Below are 21,704 nucleotides of genomic sequence, written 5' to 3' on the forward strand. Positions count from 1 at the left end.
GCCACCGCTCAGCGCACGGCAGGCAGCGCAACGCCGATCTTGATGACATCTCCCGGCAGCACAGGGGTGTTCTCGTCGGCCGGCGTTTCGATGGTCTTGCCGTCCTTTTCGCGCACGATGGAATAGGCAATCGTGGGGGCCTGATCGCTTTTCGCGACGGCCGGCCCGTGGGAGAGCGCCTCGCCCATCAGGTCGCGATACATCGCGATCTTGAGGTTCAGCGCCTCGATGTCCCCTTCGGCCTGCTGGCGATCCTGAGCGACCTGGGCTTCGCGGTCGCTTTGCAGATTGACGGCATCCTGCGTGGCTTTGCTGATGTCCTGCTTGGCGCGGAGAATGGACGTTTCCATGTCGAGCACCTTGCCTTCCAGTTCGGCGATGGAACGCTCCAGCGTCAGCACGCGTGAATTCACCACGAGCCCGCGATTGGCGAGATTGCCGACATCGCCAAGCTCCTTACGCGACAGCTCCACTTGGCGGTTCTGGGTTTCGATCTTCTTTTCGAGCGAGCCGACCTCGTTCTGGAGCAGCGTCTTGAGGTCCTCCAGCGAAGCGAGCTGTACACTCAGGCGCTTCTCGCGCGCGTCCTTGAACGCGGTCTCGTCGGCAATCAGCTTCTGGCCTGCCTCGGTCTTCTGCAGCTCTGCCGGGAAGTCGATCTCGGCTTTGCCCTCGGCTTCCGCCAGCAATCTCGCACGGCGCGCCAACAGCCCATCGCGCTGTGCGACCAGCACATCGTAATTGCCGCGCGCATTGATGAAATCGCGCTCAATGCGCAGCCCGGCATCTGTCGCCCTGCGCAGGCCGCCCCCGAGGCTGACCGCCTTCAGGACAGTAAGGTTAGGCGCGAATGGATAACGGCCCGGTGACTGCACGTCGCCGGACAGGAACACGGGCCGGTATTCGGCGAGTTCCACGGAGGCTTCCGGCTTGTCGAGGAGACCGAATTTCTGCTGCAGCTCGGTGCCGATCGCGTCGGCGATTTCCGCCGGCGTCTTGCCGCCGGCGGGCAACTCGCCGAGGAACGGCAGCGAAATGTTGCCGGAGGACCCGACCGTATAGTCTCCGCTCACCGTCGACCAGTCGCGCACGGCGCCCTCGGCCGTGCGCCATTCGACCACGCGGATGCGCAGACGATCCATGGTGCCGAGGCGGTAGTCTTCGGCCCGCGCGAACGAGGGGGCAAGCAGCGCGCAGCACGCCATGGAGAGGGCAAGACCTGCCGCGGAGAAACGGATACCGGTGGGCTTACGCGGCGTGGCTGTTCTGGTCTGTCTGGTCAACTGGGGTATTCCTGGCTGCGTTTCGGGCGGTTGCGGCGTCGAATGCCTCGCAACTCAGTAGCTGCCGCGCGACGACAGCACCGCCGGCACGGTCTTGGCGATGATCTTCAGATCGAAGGTGAAGGACCAATTCTCGACATAGTGGCGGTCGAAGGCCACGCGGGCATTGTAGGACACGTCATTGCGGCCGCTGACCTGCCACAGGCCGGTGAGCCCCGGCCGCGTCGACAGATAGTAGTCGGCTGCTGGGCCATAGAGTTCAAGTTCGTCCTGAACCACGGGACGGGGCCCAACGATGCTCATCTCGCCGCGCAGAATGTTCACCAGTTGCGGCAGCTCGTCGAGGCTGAGCTTGCGCAGCACGGATCCCACGCGGGTGATGCGCGGATCGTCCTGCAACTTGCGGGTGGCCTCCCACTCCTCGCGCATATGCGGGTTGCGTGCGAGGTAATCGGCCAGCACCTGGTCGCCATTTTGGACCATGGTGCGGAACTTCAGGCATCGGAAGACCTTGCCGTGGCGGCCGATTCGGCGGTGCCCGTAAACGATGCTGCCGCCATCGGTCGCTTTCACCAGCGCCGCCAGCATCATGAGCAGCGGGCTCAACAGGAGCAGCCCTGCCGAAGCGCCGACGATGTCGAAACCGCGCTTTATGGCGCCGCCGATCGGCGGCTGCGCCTTGCATCCGGACCTGGACCGAAGGGACAAACTGGCCAACTTGGCAGCATATTTCATATGGCAGCTCCGCGGTAAAAATGGCTTGGGCGAAATAGGATGCCGCACTGCAACACGACGTCGGCTGGCCAGCAGATAGGCCAAGTCTGTGATCAAATTCAGACAATTCTAAATTATCTGATCATATTTTGTAACGACCGATTACAACAAACGGCATGCCTGATAACATATTCTGTCTAACGCTCGAAAAAGTTCATCGACGACGCGTCCTTTTCCGTAACGAGATTTTATACTTCGTGAAAAATTCAAGTTCTGGCCTGAAATCCATCATAGTTATTCTAAATATTTATTTTATTTCCTAAAATCTAAACTAAAATACGCCAAAGGTGATCGAGTGCACGGATCGCAGCGCAAGAGTCGTCGAATGGAAGAAATTTCGCGAAGATTCAGGCGATCTGTTCATCTATCGAGACGAAAATGAAACGCTCTGCCATGTTGCGGCTCGTTTTGCGCTCCAATATAGACGCAACGTACGCGTCAATGCGATGGCAGCTGCCCTTCGAAAGAATTCGAAGACTAGATGGGCAACGGTAGCTGCAAACCGGCAGCGCGTACTTGGGCGGAAGGCGACGGGTATGAATTTTTGCGCACCCTTGCGCGTGAATTGCATGAGGACATAGGGCTATGTCCTTCGTGCTGTTTTTTCGCGGCCTCATCGGAGTGCTGGTGGCATTCGCGATAACGACCTACTTCGTCACCCACTCGCTGTGGACCACCTTCATCCAGACCGTCATCTGCGCCGTTCTCCTGCAGATCGGCTATTTTTTGGCGGTTTTGTTTCTCGTCTGGCGCGAAGGCCGCAAGCCTAAGGGCGCCACGAACGAAGCCGAAGCTGCAAAGGCGCCGGGCGATGAGGCTCGCCGCTTGCCTGGCGTGCCCCGCTCACCTCACCGTTAACTGCCTGTCACATAATCGCCGCCCACGGCTGCCAACCATCCGCCTGTGATTCCGCCTCTGGCGGATGGCATGGCGAAACGGAGAGGCGCATGACATCGGGCCAGGCATCGGTATGCGTAGTCATCGCGGCCAAGAATGCTGCGAGAACGATCGACCGGGCGATAGGCTCGGCGTTACGTGAGCCGCAGGTCAGCGAGGTGCTCGTGGTCGACGACGGCTCGAGCGACGCCACGGCAGAGGTTTCATTCGGCGCTGATGACGGCAGCGGCCGGTTGCGCATCCTTCGCCTGGAAACGAACAGGGGGCCGGCATTCGCCCGCAACCACGCGATCGCGAATTCCTCCGCACCGCTGATCGCGATCCTCGACGCCGACGACTTTTTTCTCCCCGGCCGCTTCGGGATGCTGCTTGGAGGGGATGATTGGGACTTCGTCGCGGACAACATCGTATTCATCGACGCGCGGAACGCGGACATGGCGCTGGAGGTGCCAGCCTTCGCGCCTGAGCCGCGCTTCCTCGACCTTGCCGCCTTTGTCGAAGGCAACATCTCCCGGCGCGGCGCCTCGCGTGGCGAAATTGGTTTCCTGAAGCCGGTGATGCGCCGAGCATTCCTCGATGCGCATGGGCTGCGCTATCGCGAGGAACTGCGCCTGGGCGAAGACTATGATCTCTATGCGCGGGCGCTGACGCGCGGCGCGCACTACAAGGTGGTGCACAGCTGCGGCTATGGCGCGGTGGTGCGGCACGACTCCCTAAGTGGCCAGCACCGGACGCTCGACCTGCAACGCCTTTACGAAGCCGACCGGGCGATACTTGCTGCGGATGATCTGCCGCCCCATGCGCGCCGTGCGCTCGACCGGCACGAACGCCACATTCGCGGGCGCTTCGAGCTGCGGCGCTTTCTGGACGAAAGGCGAGAGCTTGGTCTGGCACGGGCAGGTTTGCGCGCACTGACCCGGCCCGCCGCCTTGCCCGCCGTCGTCGGCGGCGTCGCGGGCGACAAGCTCGACGCCTTCAGGGCGCGGAAGCGGACGACGGAGAGCGGACCTGCCGCTCCCCGCTATCTATTAGCCGCGCGACCTACCGCTCAACGGTAGTCGCGGCGAATTCCGTCCAGCACCTCGCGAAACCGATCCTTGCGCTCGGCAAGCATGGCATCCGAGCTCAGTTGTGGCTTTGCCCGGCGCGCCTGCCACAGCGCCAGCGTGGAAGGCATGGCCAGCGCCTGCTTCGCCAGGCCGCGCAGGCTTGAGCGCGAAGGCTCAGCCCGCGTGATTACAAGGCTCTCGTCGAACTCGCGATTGTTAGGGTTCTCACTTTCCTGCGCCCTGCTTTCGAACTCCATGCCCCAGAAACGGGCGCCCTTGGCGATGGCCTCGGCGCGCGAGGAGATGGGCACGTGGCGCGGACTGTAAGTGACGCCGAGGCTTGTCGCCCAGTCCTGCCACTTGAAGCTGTTGATCGAGCGCGACGTGCTGACTGCCACCCAGGGCACGCGAAAGGCGTCGGCGAGGATCGCCGCATGCATGGACTCGGCCACGACCAAATCTGCCTGCGCGATGGCTCGAATGACCGACTTCGCCTCACCGCAAGGGTCGACATAGCCTAGCCCGGCCGTCTTGCAGACGACCGGCCACAGGCCGCCGACAGTCGACTCCCAATGGGGAACGAAGATCGCGCCGCCGGTCTTCGGCAGGTTCCGGAACTCTGGCATTTCGGCCACCATCACAGCCGGATCGACGATGCCTAGATCTGCCCCGAGGCCGAGCTTGCCAGCGGTCAGCGGTCCGCGAACGCAGCGAATGTCCCATTCCGCCGCATCGGAGAAATCAGGGAGCGAGCCGTAACCGAAACCGCTACCGACCACGAGTTTCTTTACGCCGCCCGGCAGCAGCGCGCGATTGAGCACCGTGCCGACGCCGACCAGAAGCACATCGGGGTGAACGTCCCGAAAGCCGGGCAGCAGAAAATCCCAGAGCCAGAGGTTCAGGTCATCGCCGAAATTGCCGTGGGCGGATTCCCAATAGAATGGATGCATGGGGCGGCCTCCTATTTGGCGATCTTGGCGACGGCGAGTTCGAGCGCGTTGCGCAATATGCGCGGGTCGCGCCAGGCCCATTGCGCAAGCAGGCGCAGTTGGGGGGCCTTGCGCCGCTTAACCAGTCGCGCCTGGCCCCAGAGAGCCTGATTTCGGGCAGTCTGTTTGTAGGAATGGATCGAGGCCAGGTCCGTGGGCCCGTGCGCGAACCTGCTTTCGAGCCGGTCGAGCGCCACCCAGGTGTTGAATTGCTGCTTCAGGAACTGCGGCGAGTCCGAATCCATGCCGTGGAAGATGTTGATCCCCTCGCCCCGCGTCGCGCCCACACTTTCGCTGAGCACCGTGCGGCGGGCAGCGCGAACGCAGTCGTAGAAGAACAGCACATCCTCGGCCGCAAGCCGCAGCGAGGCTTCGAAACGGATGTTGCGGAAAAGGCTCCTGCCGATGACCATGCAGGACAGATGCATGAAGCTCCAGTTCTTCAGCATCACGCCGGCGAGGTCGGGAACCTCGACCAGCGGCGGATCGTCCGACAGCCGGTTGAGCTCGGTGGTGCCAGCGAGGTCGGAAACGCCGAAGTGATAGTAGAAGGCCTCGCTGCCCGCGATCGAGGCCCAGTAACAGTCGGCATCAAAAAGTGACATGCCGCCCACAGCATTCTTCAGGTGGTCGGGGGCCCACGCGTCGTCGGAATCAAGAAAGGCGGCGTAGGCACTGTTTGCCGGAACATGATCGAGCCCCGTGTTGCGGGCCCCACCGGGACCGGCATTGTCTTGTTTTATAACCGTTATTCGCGCCCTCTCTTCCAGCGAAAGCCCATCGAGATCGGCTTCGACCGGCAGAGGCGAGGCATCGTCAACGACGATGACGTCATAATCCGCATGGCTCTGGGCGAATACGGAATCTAGCGCGCGGCGCAGGATTCCGGGCTCTCGCTGGTAGTATGGAATGATGGCAGTGCACTTCGTCATTCTTTCGTGCCTTAAAAAATCCAGGGAGGCTCGCAGGCTAGCGAAGGTCTCGACCGGCTCGCGATTCGATGGCCCGAAAACCGGGCTCGTTGACGATGCAGCCCTTTACGCAATGACAAACGGGGCTCGTTCATGGCGCCAGCAATTAATCTGAAGACTGTGACAAACAATGTTGGCTGGAGCGTCCTTTCGAAGACCAGCACATTCGGGCTGAAGTTTGTCACCGTCCCGATCCTGGCCCGCATCCTCACCCCGCAGGAGTTCGGCGTGGTGGCGGTCGCACAGACCGTGGTGATGTTCCTGACGATGATCGGCAGCGCCGGACTTGCCACCTCCCTGGTGCTCCAAAAGGAGGAGGACATGGAGACCGTCCATTCGGTCTTCTGGGCCAACCTTCTGATGGCGACCGTGATGGGCGCAGTGCTCTACCTGTGGGCAGAGCCGTTCGCCGGACTGCTGGGCGCGCCGGACGCCGCCTATCTGCTCCGCATCATGGCGCTGCTGATCCCCATCCAGCTCTGCGGTGACGTGGCCTATTCGCTGCTTGCCCGCCGCATGGCCTTCGACAAGGACGCGGCCTGGAGCGTGATTTCCGAATGCGTGGGCGCGGTGGTGGCCCTGGGCCTGGCATTGCTTGGCTGGGGCGTGTGGGCGCTGGTGGCGCAGCTGTTTTCCTCTGCGCTCGTAAGGCTTGGGGGGCTCTTTTACGCCACCGGCTACAGGCCAAGCCTGTCTGCTTCGCCGCGCAAGATTGCCGGGCTGACCAAATACAGCCTGGGCATCACCGGGTCGGAGATCTTCAATTTCATCACCTTCCAGTCGCCGCTGGTGGTCGTGTCGCGCCATCTGGGCCTGACCGACGCGGGCGCCTATTCGGCCGCCAACCGCTTTTCCAGTATTCCCAACCAGGTCGTGCTTTCGGCGCTGATGGGCGTGCTGTTTCCCGTCTTCAGTCACATGCATGGCGAGCAGGAGCGCCGCTCCAACGCGCTGATGCTAAGTACGCAGGTTTGCACCATTTTCCTCGCTCCCATGATGTTCGGCATCTGGGCCGTCGCGGAGCCTGCAATGCTGGTGATCTTCGGAAAGCAATGGGCCTCTGCCTGGCCGGTGCTCGGCCTGCTGGCCCTGTCGAAGGGCATCATGTCGCCCTGCAGCACCTTCATTCCCTATCTGAAGGGAGCCGGCCGCAGCAATGTGCTCTGGTGGGTGGCGGTGATACGCGCCGCTCTCGTCTACGGCGCGGTGAGCTATGGCGCGATGACCGACGGCCTCGTGGCAGCGATGGTGTGGCTTTGCGTGGCCAATGCCGTGACGCTGATTTTCTACTCCTGGGCGGTGTTCCGCACAAATGGCACGGCCTTCCTGTCCGGGCTCTACGTGACCAGCCGGCCGATGATCACCGCCGTGATCATGGCAGTGGCGGTCCGCTTCCTGCTCGACCAGATCAAGGACACGGTGCCGAATGCGGTCTGGCAGCTGGTGATCGGCAGCGTTGCCGGTGCGATCATCTACGGGCTTCTGGTGCTGCTGACCGAGCGAGCGCTTCTGCGCAAGCTGCTGCAACTGGTGAAAGACCGGCGTGCCCCGCAGGCAAGTGCCGAAGCGAGCAGTTGAACGGCGCGTGCCACAATTTCGTCGCGGGAGGGGTACGTGCAAACACCGGATGCCAAGCAACCGGGGCAACCATGTCTCCTCCCGCATCGACGAATTGACGGCCTAAGCGCAGCGCTGTTCCGACCGCCTTGTTGCCCTCGACGGCCAGAGCGCGTTCGTGACCGATTTGCGGGACCGGATCGGCGCGGTTTTCCGGAGAAACACGGAGGCCCGAGGCCCGGCCGGCTAAGCGAGCTCGCGGCCGGATTAACGAGCGCTTACAAAATGTTACCCGTGACGACTGGGGATTTCCGGCTGGCGTCACATTCTCATCTCTACCCTGTCCTAAGTGCAATGCAGCATTCTGAATGATTTGGACAGGCGGCACCGTTTTTTAGCCGCCGCAGCAGACAGGGAGACCCCGTGATTTCAACCGCGACGGACCAGACTCGAATCAATCCTGCGCTCCTTGCGCTGGGACTTGGAACAGTGATCCTCTCGTCGTTTGCAAATGTGGCAAGCCTGCACGCCCAGGACGCCATCGGGAAATCCTTCGTCGAGAATTTCGACAGTCTCAACAAACAGCGCTGGTACATCTCCGACGGCTGGTCGAACGGCGACCACCAGAACTGCATCTGGTCGAAAGATCAGGTCTCGGTTTCCGCCGGCACGCTGAAGCTCGGCTTCGCCAAGCAGAAGCTGAAAGACCGCAACCATGTCTGCGGCGAAATCCAGACCAATGCGCGCTTCGGCTATGGCACCTTCGAAGTGCGCATGAAGACGGCGGCCGGCTCGGGCCTCAACACCGGCTTCTTCACCTATATCGGGCCAACCCACGGTCAGCCGCATGACGAGATCGACTTCGAGATCCTGGGCAAGGATCCGTCGAAGGTGCAGCTCAACCAGTATGTGAACGCCAAGAGCGTGGGCAGCGCGGCGCTGGTCGACGTGCCGGGCGGCGCCAGCAAGGGCTTTCACGACTACGCCTTCGTCTGGGAGAAGAATCGCATCCGCTGGTATGTCGACGGCAAGCTGGCCGGCGAGGAAACCAACCCGGCGAAAATTCCGTCTCATCCATCCAAGATCTACATGAGCCTCTGGGGCAGCGGCACGCTGAAGTCCTGGATGGGCGCCTTCGTCGAACCTGCGGGCCCGATCGCGGCCGAAATCAAGCGCGTCGCCTACACGGCGCCGGGCGAACCCTGCCAATTTCCTGAATCGGTTGTCTGCAAGCTGAAATAGCAACGCGGAGTAGCCTCGATGTTGCACGTACTCTACCTCGTGCATGACCTGTCCGATCCGGCGGTGCGCCGGCGGGTGGACATGCTGCAGGCCGGTGGCGCCAAGGTGACGCTGGCGGGGTTCCGCCGCGCTGACAAGGCCACGGCCGGGCTGGAGGCGCTGTCGCCGATAGACCTCGGACAGACGCATGACGGCAAATTCGCCCAGCGCCTTACTGCCGTCGGCAAGGCAGCACTTGGGCTCGGCGCGCGCCTGTGCGGCGTGCGCAGGCCCGACGTCATCATCGGCCGGAACCTCGAGATGCTGGCGCTCGCCCGCCGGGCCAGGTCGATGTTCGGCGGCGACATGCCCGTGGTCTACGAGTGCCTCGACATCCATCGGCTGCTGCTCGGAAATGGCGGCGTCTCGCGTGTCATGCGGGCGGCGGAGCGGATGCTCGGCGGCAAGGCCTCGCTGCTGATGACGAGCTCCCCCGCCTTCGTGCGCGATTATTTTGAGCGCTTTTCCCAGATCGACGCGCCGGTGGCGCTGCTGCAGAACAAGGTTCTGGAACTGCACCGCCGCCCGGCGCCAGCCGGCAACGGTGCCGCCCCTCTGCCGGCTGCCGGCGAGCCATGGGTCATCGGCTGGTTCGGTGCGTTGAGGTGCAGGAAATCGCTTGAGCTGCTCGGCGCATTCACGCAGCAGGCCGAGGGGCGCTTCAAGGTCGTGCTGCGCGGCCGCCCGGCATATACGGAGTTCGCCGATTTCGACGGCTTCGTCGCGGCCGAGCCGCACATGCGCTTCGAGGGCGCCTACCGCAATCCGGAAGATCTCGCCGCGATCTATGGCCAGGTCCACTTCGCCTGGGCAATCGACTTCTTCGAGGAAGGGCTGAATTCCAGCTGGCTGCTGCCCAACCGGCTCTATGAGGGCTGCCTGCATGGCGCAGTGCCCATTGCCATGGCCGATACCGAAACCGGCCGCTTCCTGGCCGAACGGCATATGGGTCTTCGGCTCGAGGCGGCATCGGTCGAAGCCTTGACCACGCTGCTGGGCACCATCGATGCCGAGAGCTTTGCAGCTATGCGCGACAGGATAGCCGCTGAGGACCGCGGCACATGGGTCTGCGACCGGCGCGACTGCCTGGCGCTGGTCGAGCGACTGAAGGGGCTTACCGCCCGCGTCGAACCCGCAGCCATGTTGCAGACGGCGTGAGAACGGCGAATTTGATGAACACGACAATGACCGAAGCGAAGCTGCCGGCCACGCCCTGCATGGTGGTGATCCCCTGCCTCAACGAGGCGGAGAACATCGAGGCGTTGATCAAGCGGCTGACGCCGTCCGCAGAACGCCTCGACATGGCGATCATCGTGGTCGACGGCGGCAGCACCGACGGAACGCCGCAGATCGTGACGACGATTGCGGCCACCAATCCGCGCGTGCTGCTCCTGCACAATCCCAAGAAGATCCAGAGTGCGGCGGTCAATCTCGCGGTCGAGCAGTTCGGCCATGTGTTTCACAGCTTCATCCGTATCGATGCGCATGGCGACTACCCGGCCGACTATTGCGATCGGCTGATCGAGGAGGCCGAGCAGACGCATGCGGACTCGGTCGTGGTTGCAATGGCCACGCGCGGCTTCGGCGCGTTCCAGAAGGCAACGGCCATGGCGCAGAACTCCCGGCTCGGCAATGGCGGTTCGCCGCATCGGCAGGGCGCGCGAGGGCATTGGACCGACCACGGCCATCATGCCTTCATGCGGGTGAGCGCGTTCCGCGCCGTCGGCGGTTATGACGAGAGCTTCAGCCACAACGAGGATGCCGAGTTGGACTATCGGCTGCGCGCCGCCGGTCACCGCCTGTGGATGACCGACAAGACCTTCATGGTCTACTATCCGAGGGCCACCGTACGCGGGCTGTTCAAGCAGTATCTGGGCTATGGCCGAGGGCGCGCCAAAAACATCCTGAAGCACCAGGTCATGCCAAAGGCCCGGCAGATGATCCCGCTGATGGTCTTTCCCGTGGTTGCCGGCGCATCGCTCGCGGTGCTCAACTGGGTGGCCGTGTTGCCGGCATTCATGTGGGCCGCGATCTGCCTTGGCTACGGCGTGTGGATGGCGCTTGGCCAGCGCAACCCCTATGGGCCGCTTGCCGGCTTCTCGGCCATGGTCATGCATCTGGCCTGGTCGGCCGGGTTCTGGCTGCAACTCCTCAATTTCCGCAAGCGCGAGGAGAAGGCGGCATGAACGCGCCCCGTACCCAGCGATCGAAACCCCGGCGGGTCGACATCGGCGTCTGTACCTTCCGCCGGGCCGAACTCGAGCACACGCTGCGCTCGCTCGCAGCGTTGAGCATACCCGCAAACACTGTGCTGCGCGTTATCGTGGCCGACAACGATGTCGAACCCAGCGCCCGCAGCCTCGTCTATGCACTGGCCGGCGAACTGCCGTTCGAGCTCGCCTATGTTCACTGCCCTGCGGCGAACATTTCGCTGGCGCGCAATACCTGCCTGGAAAGCGGCGGGGGCGATTTCCTCGCCTTCATCGACGACGACTCGACAGCTTCCCCCGAATGGCTGGCCGAGTTGCTGAAGATTGCGGACACCACTGGCGCCGACGCCGTTCTCGGCCCGGTCCAGGCGGTCTATGGGCCCGGAGCGCCGGACTGGATGAGCCAGGGCGACTTCCACTCGACAAAGCCGATATTCGTCAACGGCGAAATCCACACAGGCTACAGCGGGAACGTATTACTGCGCCGCACGTCGCCAAAACTTGCCGGACGCCGCTTCAACCTGGCCCGCGGGCGTAGCGGCGGAGAGGATACCGAATATTTTGCACGGCTCCACCAGGCCGGCGGCAGGATCGCTTTCGCCCCATCGGCGCTGGTCGTGGAACCTGTGCCTGCCGAGCGCACTGAGCTGTCCTGGCTGATGAAAAGGCGCTTCCGGGCCGGACAGACCCATGGGCGATTGCTCACGGAATTGCAGCCCAATCGTGCGGTCTGGCCGCGGGTTGGCCTTGCCGCCGCCAAGGCTGCCTATTGCTTCGTTGCGGCTGGGGCCAATGCAATCTTTGCCGACAGACGCAACCGTTTCGCACTCCGCGGCGTTATGCATGTCGGCGCCGTTAGCGGACTTCTTGGCGCGCAGGAGATCAAACAATATGGCGAGCGGCAAACTGCGGGAAAGCGCGGCAATGCGGCTTGATGTGACTTTCGTCATAGCGGCCTATAACGCCGAAACTTCCGTGGCACGCGCGATACGTAGCGCGCTCGACCAGAAGGACGTTTCTGTCGAGGTCGTCGTGGTCGACGATTGCTCGCGCGACCGGACGGTCGAGATCGCCCGTTCGTTCCCCGAAGAATGCGTCCACGTGGTGTCGCTCGGGCAAAATCGCGGTCCGGGCGGTGCTCGCAACGTTGGTTTTTCGGTCGCGCGTGGGCGGTGGGTTGCAGTGCTCGATTCCGACGACACCGTTGCGCCGGGGCGGCTTGCCCGCATGATCGGCCTCGCCGAGAGCGCAAACGCGCAGATCGTCGTCGACAATCTCGAAGTCGTCCGCGATGCCGACGGCAACCGCGAAATGATGTTCGAAAGCGCGCAGCTTGCAGAAAAGAGCGAGCTGACGCTCGCCGATTTCATCGCCGCCAACATCATGTTCGAGGAGACCTTCTCCTTCGGCTACATGAAGCCCGTGTTCCAGCGCGAGTTCATTGAGCAGCATGCGCTGCGCTACGATGAGCAGTTGCGCATAGGCGAAGACTACATCTTCCTCGCCTCGGCCCTGGCCAAGGGTGCCCGCTGCGTGATCGAACCCGAGGTGGGTTACGCCTACCACATCCGCGAGGGTTCCATCTCGCGCGTTATGGAGTTGCACCACGTCGAGGCGATGCTTGCCGCGGATGCACTGTTTTTCGGCAGCCATGAGATGGATCCCGCCGCGCGCGCAGCACAGGCGCGACGCACTCGCAGCCTTAAGGAGGCTGCCGCGTTTCTATCGCTGGTGCAGCACCTGAAGGACCGCGCGCCGCTCAAGGCAGCGGGCGCTGCGCTCCGCGACCCGGTCGCGCTCAGACACCTCAAGATGCCGATCGCCGCGCGTTTGCGGCGGCTTGCAGCAACATTCCAAACACGCCGCGCACTCGGCCAGCCAGGCTGAACTGCACGGAAACCAACCCGGAGATTGGGCGGGGAAGGCTCGATATCCGATAAACATGAAGAGGGAAGACGATAATATGCAGAAAGTCAGAAAAGCAGTAATTCCGGTCGCAGGCCTGGGAACCCGTTTCCTGCCGGCGACCAAGGCAATGCCGAAGGAGATGCTGACGGTGGTTGATCGCCCCGTCGTGCAATACGCCGTGGACGAAGCGCTGGAAGCCGGTATCGAGCACATCGTTTTCGTCACCGGACGCAACAAGCATGTGATCGAGGACTATTTCGACATCCAGCCCGAGCTTCTGGACACGCTGACGCGTGCGGGCAAGCTGGACCAGATTTCATCGCTAAATCGCCTGCAACTGTCGGCCGGCTCCATCAGCTTCACCCGCCAGCAGGCGCCGCACGGCCTGGGCCACGCGGTATGGTGCGCGCGCGATATCGTCGGCGACGAGCCCTTTGCTTTGCTTCTGCCGGACATGGTGTCGTTCGGCGACAAGGGCTGCCTTGCCAGCGTGATGGATCTCTATGAACACACCGGCGGCAACGTGCTGGCCGTCGAGCAGTGCGACCCCACCGAAACGAACAAGTACGGCATCGTCGGCAAGGGCAAAGCGGTCCATGGCGGTTTCGCCGTCACCGAAATGGTTGAAAAGCCGGCTCCGTCGGCTGCGCCGTCCAACTATTACATCAACGGCCGTTACATCCTGCAGCCCGAGGTGTTCGACATTCTGGGCACCCAGGAGCGCGGCGCCGGGAACGAAATTCAGCTCACCGACGCCATGAAGAAGTTGGCCGAGGTCCAGCCCTTCCACGCGCAGCCCTTCAACGGACGCATGTTCGACTGCGGCTCGAAGGAAGGTTTTATCCAGGCCAATGTCGCCTTCGCCCTCGCCCGCGACGATATGCGGGAGCTGGTGTTCGAGCCGATCGCAGAGATGATCGCCTCGCAGAAGCGCCGCAGCGCGGCCGCCTGATCCCGTCGATCCCCGTTCGCGGCCGGCATCATCCGAAGCCGGCCGCCGGGCACAATACGTCCGAAACCAAGGGCCGGGAACGCGGCCCTGCAACGTATTTTACAAGACTTGGCACAGCGCGCGGACCGGTACCGGCGCGCAACACATTTCCGAGGATCAACGCGGCGGGGGCGGCGGCGAGATCCATGCATCAAAAGAGTTTTCCATTGAGCAGCAGACTGTCTGTGGCGGCCGACGACACGGACCGTTTCATCGATCTGGAACGACTGGCCTCGATTGCGCTGAGGCAGGCGAGGGTCGTGGCAATCGGCGCAGGCATCGGCCTCGCGCTGGGCGCGGCCTACCTTGTGTTCACGCCCGGCGAGTACACAGCCGCCACGCGCATCCTGCTCGATGATAGCCTGACCAAGTTTGCCGAGGACAAGAGCCCTGCTCCCGCCGCGATGCAGGCCGACGCGATGATTTCCAGCGAGGTCGAGATCCTGAAATCGGCGCGGCTCGCCCGCACCGTCGCGGTTGCGCAGAAGCTGCAGGACAATGACGCGTTCCTGAACCCGCCAAGTTCCCCGATTGCCTGGCTCAAGGACCAGGTGAAAGCCGTGACCGGACTGTTCTTGTCCGCTCCCGAGCTATCGCCCACCGCAGCCGAGAACGCCCGGATCGGCAAGGCTTCGGCACTGCTGCAAAGCGGCCTCAATGCCGAGCGGGTCGGGCGCAGCTATGTCATCGAAGTGTCCTTTCGCGCCAACGACCGCCAACTCGCCGGCGCGATCGCGCGAGCCTATGCCGACGCCTACCTCTCCGACCAGCTCGACGCCAATTTCGACGCCACGCAGCGCGCGACAGTGTGGCTGCAAGGTCGGTTGGCCGAACTGCGCGACAGCTCGCAGGCTGCCGCCATGGAAGTGGAACGGTTCCGCGCCGAGCATGGCCTGACCTCGGCGCGCGGCCAGCTGATCTCCGAGCAGCAGCTTGGCGACCTCAACAGCCAGCTTATCGTCGCGCAGGCCGACACGGCCAATGCGCTGGCGCGCTACAACCAGTTCAAGGCGATCGTCGACGGCGGCCCGGAAAACGCGGTGAAGAATGCGACGATCCCGACCGACAAGGGAGCCAACAGCGCCGTCATCAACGACCTCAAGGCCCGCTATCTCGGCGTCAGCAAGCGACAGCAGGAAATCGCCGCGCGCTTCGGCGAGGCGCATGCGCAAGCAGTGGCGCTGCGGCGTGAGCAGACCGACCTTGCCCGGCAGATATTCCAGGAATTGCAGCAGCTGACCGAGAGCTACCGAAACGAATATGAAGTTGCGAAGTCGCGCGAGACATCGCTGCGCGACAATGTCGGCCAGATGGCGGGGCAGAGTTCCGAGGCAGGCCAATCGCTGGTGCAGCTACGCGAGCTGGAACAAAAGTCCGCGGCGCTTTCGAGCCTCTATCAAACCTTCCTGGCCCGCCACGAGGAAGCCTCGCAGCAGCGGTCATTTCCGATCGCCAAGGCGCGCGTGATCTCGGAGGCCGGAGACCCGGTGTCCCCGTCGAGCCCGCGCAAGGCGCTGGTGCTCGGGCTTTCGCTGGTGCTTGGCCTATTCGGCGGTGCTGCGGCAGGCGCCTTGCGCGAATTTCGCGAGCGCTTCTTCCGAACCGGAGACGACGTGCGTAGCGCGCTCGATGCCAACTTCCTGGGCTATCTGCCGATTGTCGGCTCTAGGCTGTCGAACAGCAATGCGGGATCGGTGGCCGAGGCGGCGGAGCCGGTCACTCCGCGCATCCTGCGGGTGGCGATCAATGCCCCCTCCTCCTCCTTCGCCGAGACACTTCGGAACGTAAAGCTTGCCAGCGACGTGGTGCTGCAGGGCCGGCCATGCAAGGTGATCGGCTTCGTTTCGGTGCTGCCGCATGAAGGGAAGACGACGGTGGCTGCGAACTTTGCCGGGCTTCTCGCCGCAAACGGCGCCCGCACGCTGCTGATCGATGCCGACCTTCGTAATCCCGGCCTCAGCCGCGGTCTTTCGCTGGCGCCCGACAAGGGACTGGTCGAGGCGATCGTGGGCGAACAGCGCTGGCAAAGCACCGTGATGGTCGACCGCACGACGCGGCTCGCCATCATCCCGGCCGTGGTGCGCAGGAGGCTGTCACACACCAGCGAACTTCTCTCCGGTCCTGGCATGCAGGCGCTGATGGAAGAGGCGAGCGCGTCCTACGACTACGTCGTCGTCGACCTGCCGCCGCTCGGGCCGGTGGTCGACGCCAAGGCCTTCGCACCTTTTGCCGATGGATTCGTGATGGTGACCGAATGGGGTGCCACACCCCGCGCGCTGGTCCGCGCCACATTGCAGGCGGAACCGCAAATCGCCGACAAGATGCTGGGCGTCGTGCTCAACAAGACCGATACCGCCCAACTGCCGCGCTACGGCGCCTTCGGCGGTGCGGAGCATTACCTTGAGCGCTATTCGTCCTACTATGTCGAGCCGATGGGGGCGAAAGCTTAGAGCAACGGGTCGCGCTTGTGGCAGTGCGGGATGTGGGCCATCCGGCCGGCAACTTCGTCACGAAGGTTTTAAATGGACAATCTGTCCATCGCCTTCGCCAGATGGCCCAGTTCGATCGGCTAGGATCAAGACCCCCGGTCCCAATCACCGGGGCTGATCTAACGCATGACTCCCAAAAACCGCGTTCGATCTTTGGAAATGATCATGCGTTGATTCAAAGTGTTACATCGTCATTTGCGCGCTCGTCCGGCGCATGATGTTTATGTAACTCTCAAAACGGATCATGGGTTGTTGCCTTGGCCATTTCCACTCCCTGATCCGTTGTTGTTGCCGAACCCATTCCCGCGGCGTGATCCTGTGTTGTTGTTTCCGTTGTAGTTGCCGTTGAAGGAGCCCTTGTTGTTATTTCCATTGTAGTTTCCGTTGAAGGACCCGCTATTGCCGTTCCCATTGCCGTTGCCATTGCCGTTGCCAGCAGCCGCAAGGACGGTCATGGCGAAAACTGCCGTAGCGGCGAGGAAGAGCGCTTTCATGTGAGTCTCCTTTTTCAGGCACAGCCATGCGAGACGAATCTCAGGGCTGGGCGGCGTGCCCAGCCGATGGAAACGAAGTTCGCAGGCCGGGCAACTTGGGGAGAATCCCAGAGGGAGAACCAGGGATTCTCCGACGGAGCGCTCATTATTCGGCTTCAACCAACACTTGGAAAGTCAGGGAAAACCCCACAGCACCTGCGGACAAGGCTTAGGTCTTGTTGCTTAGATAGCGGCCCTTATTGCGAAAAATCCGCAGAGCAGTAAGGCGGCCACTGTAGAAGCAGCCGGTGTCGACGTTGATGCGGCCACCCTGCAAACTCGCCTCGGTCACCGGCGTGTGGCCGTGCACCACATATTTCTTCAGCGGATGCGGACTGTCGAAGAAGGCCGAGCGGATATAGATCAGATCGTCGTCCGATTGCTGGTCGAGCTCCAGTTCCGGGCGAATGCCGGCGTGGACGAAGACGTAGCGCTCCGCCTCGACCATGATGGGCAGCGACCGCAGGAAGGCGACGTGAGCGGCCGGAATGGCGCTACGGATGATCTCGTCCACGTGCCTGGGCGACTGGTAGATGTGGCCGAGCCTATCGTGGTCGATGCCGTAGGATTGCAGCGTCGCGTCCGCACCCATGGGCATCCAGTCGAGAAGCGGCAGGCGGCCGTCCAGATAGTCCAGCAAGGCCACTTCATGATTTCCGGTAAGGCAGATACGCTCGAAATCCGGCGGGGGCGGCGTCATCAGATGCTCGATGACCTCGCGAGGTGCTGGGCCACGGTCGATGTAGTCGCCCAGCATGACGATCAGCTTTCGGCCCGGCAAAGGCCCTGCATCGGCAAAGATCTCCTGCTCCAGCATAAGCAGTTCATCCAGGCAGCCATGGATGTCGCCGATCGCATAGACCGCAGAGTCGGAGATATCGAGCTGCAGCCTTGCTCTCCGCGCGCGGCCAAAGCCTTTGTCCAAACCGAACAAACCGGCGAACGTCTTCATCGAAGGCCTTTCGTTCCGCGCCTAAGCAAGCAGCTTGTGGGCAGTCCGCCGGTGAAAGCGCCGATGCTCCCGTTAAGCAGCGTCGCATATTGTGACCGGCAATCCCCCGGGAATTAGTTCAGCTTCACATTAGGACCACCCACGCAACTCAAACTGGCGTGGGATTCGTCGCCCCGTCGCTTGAGCATCGATTGCGGCGACACAATGGAACGCCTCGTTTCGAGGCGAGGGATGCCGGCGTGCCCTCATGCGTCGGCCTCCCTGCACCATTACGGCCTGTTTTAGGACCCGTCGGATTTTCAAGGAGGACAGATATTGCCCGAGCAGTCACTTTCACCCTCGACCAGGCGCCCAGGCCCGACAGTCGCGCAGAGCATGTCGGACAGGATCAGGATTGCCCGGACGCTGTGCATCGTCCTGATGACCTTCGTTCACGTGCAGCCGGGCATTCCAGAAAACGTCTACGATCGCGACGCAGGCTTCTTCGACATCGTCTATTTCGTACTGACCAGGCTGGTGGGCCTTAGCTCGGTTTCCCTGCTCAGCATCGTCTCGGGTTATTTCATTGTCTCCAGTCTCAAGAAGGCTGGAACGATCGGGCTGTACCGCTCCAAGCTGAAGACTCTGGTGGTACCGCTGGCAAGCTGGAACCTTGTGATGCTGGCGTTCCTCGGCGCCTACGGACTGATATGGGGGAGTTGGCAGGACTGGCCAGACATCACCGCCCTCGGCCTTGCCAATGCAATCTTCGCACTTGCCGGGTGGCCCCTGGTGGTGCCGTTCTGGTTCCTGCGCGATCTTTTCGTCTGCTGCCTGCTGTCGCCGGCACTCTGCGCGGCGTTGCAGCGTTTCCCGCTCATGACGATCTTGGCGTTGATCGTCTTCACCCTGTTCGGGGAGGACCTCTACATCCTGCAGCGGCCGCAGCTTCTGCTGTTCTTCGCGCTTGGCATCTGGCTCCGCATGGCAGCCTTGGACGAAGCCGCTATCGACCGCATAGCCAAGCCGCTGGCGCTGGGCCTTGCAATGATGACGGCAATATTCCTCGCGATCCGCGTCGAGCGCATCCTGCTTGCTGATATGGACGAGACGCTACGGCTGACGCTCGACACGCTTTTGCGCGTCACTATGGCGGGCGGGTTCTGGCTGGCGACCGAGGCCATAAGGCGCTCCCCCCTCGCCGCGCCATTCATGCGGTTCGAGCCCTATGCCTTCTTCCTGTTCTGCAGCCACGCCATCCTGTTCAACTTCGGCGGCATCGTCTTCCGCCGGTTCTTCGGCAATTATGGCTCCGAGCTTTTCCCGATCACCTTCTTCGCCTTGCCTTGCCTGGCAGTGATGATCGCGGTTGTCGGGCTGCAGATCATCAACAGGTCGAGCCCATTGCTCTTCCTGTTCAATGCAGGACACCCGGCGCCTGCCTTCAATCGAGGCGCCCGAGAGCGCATCGCTTGATAGTCAAACCGGCTGCGGTCAGTTCATAGAGCCAAGTGCATCCGACAGTCTTTATCCAAGAGAATTCTAAAGTATTTCAATACTTCTCTTCCAACGAGTGAGCTAACTCTCATTAGAACTTCACCTTCTCTCGAATGGACCAGATTTCGATTTGGGTTGGCAATCCGCCGCCCACTCTGGATATTGGCGACGATTGCAGGCAAATAGATCGCCGCGCCAGGCGCAAACACTGACTGGCCCGCAGCAATCAGCGGGCAACGAATGAGAGGAACATTATGCGTATTGCAATGCGTGTCGCCCTTGCGGCGTCGGCCATCGCCCTGACGATCGGAGCGGCCCAGGCCCAGGAGAAGACGCTGAAGATCGGCACCGAAGGCGCCTACCCGCCCTTCAACAACCTGACCGCCGACGGCAAGCTCGAAGGCTTCGACATCGACATCGCCAACGCGCTCTGCGACGAGATGAAGGTGAAGTGCGAATTCGTCACGCAGGAATGGGACGGCATCATTCCGGCGCTGCAGGCCGGCAAGTTCGACGCCATCATCGCGCAGATGTCGATCACGCCGGAACGCCAGAAGCAGGTCGACTTCACCGACAAGTACATCGACACCCCGCCCGCGATCGTGGCGCCTAAGGACAGCGACCTCAAGGGCGTGACCAAGGAAGATCTCGCCGGCAAGACGATCGGCGTGCAGAACTCGACCACGCATTTCGCCTATGCTGAGCAGACCTTCACCGACAGCACGGTCAAGGCCTATCCGAGCGCGCAGGAATACCAGATCGACATGGCCAATGGCCGCCTCGACGCGATCAATGACGATATCGTCTCGCTGCAGCAGTGGCTGGATACGCCCGAAGGCGCCGCCTGCTGCAAGCTGATCGGCACCTTCAAGTCCGTTCCGGAAATCCACGGCCTGGGCGCCGGCATTGCCGTGCGCAAGGGCGAAGACGACCTGCGCGAAAAGTTCAGCGCCGCCATCAAGGCCATCCGCGCCAACGGAAAGTACAAGGAAATCAACGACAAGTACTTCAAGTTCGACGTCTACGGCGAATAAGCCGCGGCGCCATCGCTTGAAAGGATCGAACGGCGGGAGAAATCCCGCCGTTTTTGCACCTGCAGCAACTGCGACTCAGCAGCGCACAAAAATGTCTCGGTTGGTCCTCGCAAGCGCCGCAACCTCGGGCTAGATAGGCCCAATTCCGGGCTTCGCCCAAAGGACCTTCCGCATGACTTTCCGACAGGCTCTCACCCTTCCAAGGAGCAATCTGGTCCTTGCGGGCATCCTCATTATGCTGCTGGGCAACTTCATGTTCGCCCTCAACGACGCCATGGGCAAATGGCTGGTGGCGAGCTATTCGGTCGGACAGGTGCTGTTCGTCCGCTCGCTTGGTGCCTTCATCGTGCTTGCGCCGATGATCGCCAAGCAGGGAACCAGCCAGCTGATACGGCTGGAGCGCCCCGGGCTGCAGGCCCTGCGCGTGTTTCTGGCAACCGCCGACACCGCCTTCTTCTACGCGGCGGTCATGTACCTTCCGCTGGCCGACGTGATGACCTTCTACATGGCCGGCCCGATCTACATCGCCGCGCTGTCGCACCTCTTCCTGGGCGAGAAAGTCGGCTGGCGGCGCTGGCTCGCCATTGTCGTCGGCTTCTGCGGCGTGGTCATCGCGCTCAAGCCGTCTTCGTCCTCGCTGTCGATGGCCTCGCTGTTCGCTGTCCTGGGCAGCATATCCTTTGCCGTCTCGATGATTCTCGGCCGGCGCCTCAGAGGCACCAGCGATACGACGCTGGTCACCTGGCAGACCGTCGGCGCACTCGCGATGGGTCTTGTCCTTGCCGTGGCTGACTGGCGGCCGGCCAGCGCGATGGACTGGTCGGCCATGCTGTTGCTCGGCGTAGTCGCAGGTTCTGCGCATCTGTTGATCACGCGCGCCCTGAAGCTGGCCCCAGCCTCGACGCTGGCGCCATTTCAATACACGCTGCTGCTATGGGGCGTGGTGTTCGGCATCGTCTTCTTCGGCGACATACCGGACAATCAGCTGTTCGTTGGCTCGGGAATCATCATCCTGGCCGGCCTGTTCATCTTCCACCGCCAGAAGGTGATCGACGGCGGCGAGCCCGACAACGTGCCGCGCAACGTGAACTGACGCGATTCGGCACGCCTCAACAGAATCAGCCTGAACTCAGGGCATAGCGCAGCCGACTCACCGGCTGGCGACGGCCGTCGATTCGCATGCAGCCCAAGAGAGAACGCGTTCTTGGCCTAAAGGGCGGCTGTCAGAACTTCTAAGGATTGTCTTTGGAACCATTGTAAGTTATTGATTTCATTGAATCACCCAACTGAACTGTAGTTTGTTTTGTCTC

At 62.3% G+C, this 21,704-nt stretch carries 19 protein-coding genes; 13 read left to right on the top strand and 6 right to left on the bottom strand.

The window, feature by feature from the left end:
- Positions 1–8: 8 nt before the first annotated feature.
- Together C7I85_RS11300 and C7I85_RS11305 are read right to left on the bottom strand one after the other, a co-directional pair.
- Positions 9–1,205: a polysaccharide biosynthesis/export family protein gene (locus C7I85_RS11300; RefSeq protein WP_106724049.1), complete on the bottom strand. Its 1,197-nt coding sequence runs from the start codon at positions 1,203–1,205 to the stop codon at positions 9–11.
- Between the two features lie 132 nt (positions 1,206–1,337).
- The gene (locus C7I85_RS11305) at positions 1,338–2,018 is read right to left on the bottom strand and encodes a sugar transferase (protein ID WP_106724050.1); all 681 of its coding nucleotides are present in this window, start codon (positions 2,016–2,018) and stop codon (positions 1,338–1,340) included.
- Positions 2,019–2,642: 624 nt separating this feature from the next.
- Between C7I85_RS11305 and C7I85_RS11310 the strand changes: the two genes are divergently transcribed.
- Together C7I85_RS11310 and C7I85_RS11315 are read left to right on the top strand one after the other, a co-directional pair.
- Entirely contained in the window at positions 2,643–2,915 is a 273-nt protein-coding gene (locus C7I85_RS11310; protein ID WP_106724051.1) for an exopolysaccharide production repressor protein, read from the top strand.
- Between the two features lie 89 nt (positions 2,916–3,004).
- Positions 3,005–4,012 carry a glycosyltransferase family 2 protein gene (locus C7I85_RS11315; RefSeq protein ID WP_106724052.1) on the top strand — a complete coding sequence of 336 codons (1,008 nt, stop codon included), beginning with the start codon at positions 3,005–3,007 and terminating at the stop codon, positions 4,010–4,012.
- Here C7I85_RS11315 and C7I85_RS11320 read toward each other — a convergent pair.
- Both C7I85_RS11320 and C7I85_RS11325 read right to left on the bottom strand, forming a co-directional pair.
- Positions 4,003–4,953 carry a polysaccharide pyruvyl transferase family protein gene (locus tag C7I85_RS11320; protein ID WP_106724053.1) on the bottom strand — a complete coding sequence of 317 codons (951 nt, stop codon included), beginning with the start codon at positions 4,951–4,953 and terminating at the stop codon, positions 4,003–4,005. The genes C7I85_RS11315 and C7I85_RS11320 overlap by 10 nt on opposite strands.
- A gap of 11 nt (positions 4,954–4,964) precedes the next feature.
- Positions 4,965–5,924 carry a glycosyltransferase family 2 protein gene (locus C7I85_RS11325; RefSeq protein ID WP_106724054.1) on the bottom strand — a complete coding sequence of 320 codons (960 nt, stop codon included), beginning with the start codon at positions 5,922–5,924 and terminating at the stop codon, positions 4,965–4,967.
- Positions 5,925–6,056: 132 nt separating this feature from the next.
- On the opposite strand from C7I85_RS11325, the gene C7I85_RS11330 reads away from it, so the two are divergent.
- The 8 genes from C7I85_RS11330 to C7I85_RS11365 all read left to right on the top strand — a co-directional run bounded on the left by C7I85_RS11330 (position 6,057) and on the right by C7I85_RS11365 (position 16,360).
- Positions 6,057–7,541 (top strand): lipopolysaccharide biosynthesis protein, encoded by a 1,485-nt coding sequence (locus C7I85_RS11330; protein WP_106724055.1) that lies wholly within the window; start codon positions 6,057–6,059, stop codon positions 7,539–7,541.
- 402 nt (positions 7,542–7,943) lie between these two features.
- A complete protein-coding gene (locus C7I85_RS11335) occupies positions 7,944–8,762 on the top strand; it encodes a glycoside hydrolase family 16 protein (protein ID WP_245444891.1) in 819 nt (272 codons plus the stop codon).
- An 18-nt stretch (positions 8,763–8,780) separates the two neighbouring features.
- A complete protein-coding gene (locus C7I85_RS11340) occupies positions 8,781–9,959 on the top strand; it encodes a glycosyltransferase (protein WP_106724056.1) in 1,179 nt (392 codons plus the stop codon).
- 26 nt (positions 9,960–9,985) lie between these two features.
- Entirely contained in the window at positions 9,986–10,987 is a 1,002-nt protein-coding gene (locus tag C7I85_RS11345; RefSeq protein WP_106724119.1) for a glycosyltransferase family 2 protein, read from the top strand.
- Positions 10,984–11,946: a glycosyltransferase gene (locus C7I85_RS11350; RefSeq protein ID WP_106724057.1), complete on the top strand. Its 963-nt coding sequence runs from the start codon at positions 10,984–10,986 to the stop codon at positions 11,944–11,946. The genes C7I85_RS11345 and C7I85_RS11350 overlap by 4 nt, the downstream gene beginning before the upstream one ends.
- Complete coding sequence (locus C7I85_RS11355; RefSeq protein WP_106724058.1) at positions 11,936–12,898, top strand: glycosyltransferase family 2 protein; 963 nt, start codon at positions 11,936–11,938, stop codon at positions 12,896–12,898. Before C7I85_RS11350 ends, C7I85_RS11355 begins: the two co-directional genes overlap by 11 nt.
- 76 nt (positions 12,899–12,974) lie before the next feature.
- A complete protein-coding gene (locus C7I85_RS11360) occupies positions 12,975–13,871 on the top strand; it encodes a UTP--glucose-1-phosphate uridylyltransferase (RefSeq protein ID WP_106724059.1) in 897 nt (298 codons plus the stop codon).
- A gap of 185 nt (positions 13,872–14,056) precedes the next feature.
- Positions 14,057–16,360 (top strand): polysaccharide biosynthesis tyrosine autokinase, encoded by a 2,304-nt coding sequence (locus C7I85_RS11365; protein WP_106724060.1) that lies wholly within the window; start codon positions 14,057–14,059, stop codon positions 16,358–16,360.
- Between the two features lie 281 nt (positions 16,361–16,641).
- Here C7I85_RS11365 and C7I85_RS11370 read toward each other — a convergent pair whose 3' ends face one another.
- Both C7I85_RS11370 and C7I85_RS11375 read right to left on the bottom strand, forming a co-directional pair.
- Positions 16,642–16,893, bottom strand: coding sequence for a hypothetical protein (locus C7I85_RS11370; RefSeq protein ID WP_181257141.1), 252 nt, complete (start codon positions 16,891–16,893; stop codon positions 16,642–16,644).
- A 208-nt stretch (positions 16,894–17,101) separates the two neighbouring features.
- On the bottom strand, positions 17,102–17,884 hold the full coding sequence (locus C7I85_RS11375) for a metallophosphoesterase (protein WP_106724061.1): 783 nt from the start codon (positions 17,882–17,884) through the stop codon (positions 17,102–17,104).
- Between the two features lie 375 nt (positions 17,885–18,259).
- Between C7I85_RS11375 and C7I85_RS11380 the strand changes: the two genes are divergently transcribed.
- The 3 genes from C7I85_RS11380 (at position 18,260) to C7I85_RS11390 (ending at position 21,487) form a co-directional block, all read left to right on the top strand.
- A complete protein-coding gene (locus tag C7I85_RS11380) occupies positions 18,260–19,339 on the top strand; it encodes an acyltransferase family protein (protein WP_106724062.1) in 1,080 nt (359 codons plus the stop codon).
- A 275-nt stretch (positions 19,340–19,614) separates the two neighbouring features.
- On the top strand, positions 19,615–20,394 hold the full coding sequence (locus tag C7I85_RS11385; RefSeq protein ID WP_106724063.1) for an ABC transporter substrate-binding protein: 780 nt from the start codon (positions 19,615–19,617) through the stop codon (positions 20,392–20,394).
- A gap of 172 nt (positions 20,395–20,566) precedes the next feature.
- Positions 20,567–21,487, top strand: a complete 921-nt coding sequence (locus C7I85_RS11390) for a DMT family transporter (protein ID WP_106724064.1) — start codon at positions 20,567–20,569, stop codon at positions 21,485–21,487.
- The last annotated feature ends 217 nt before the right edge of the window (positions 21,488–21,704 follow it).

This window comes from Pseudaminobacter soli (ex Li et al. 2025) (assembly GCF_003012705.1).
Classification (GTDB): Bacteria; Pseudomonadota; Alphaproteobacteria; order Rhizobiales; family Rhizobiaceae; genus Pseudaminobacter; species Pseudaminobacter soli.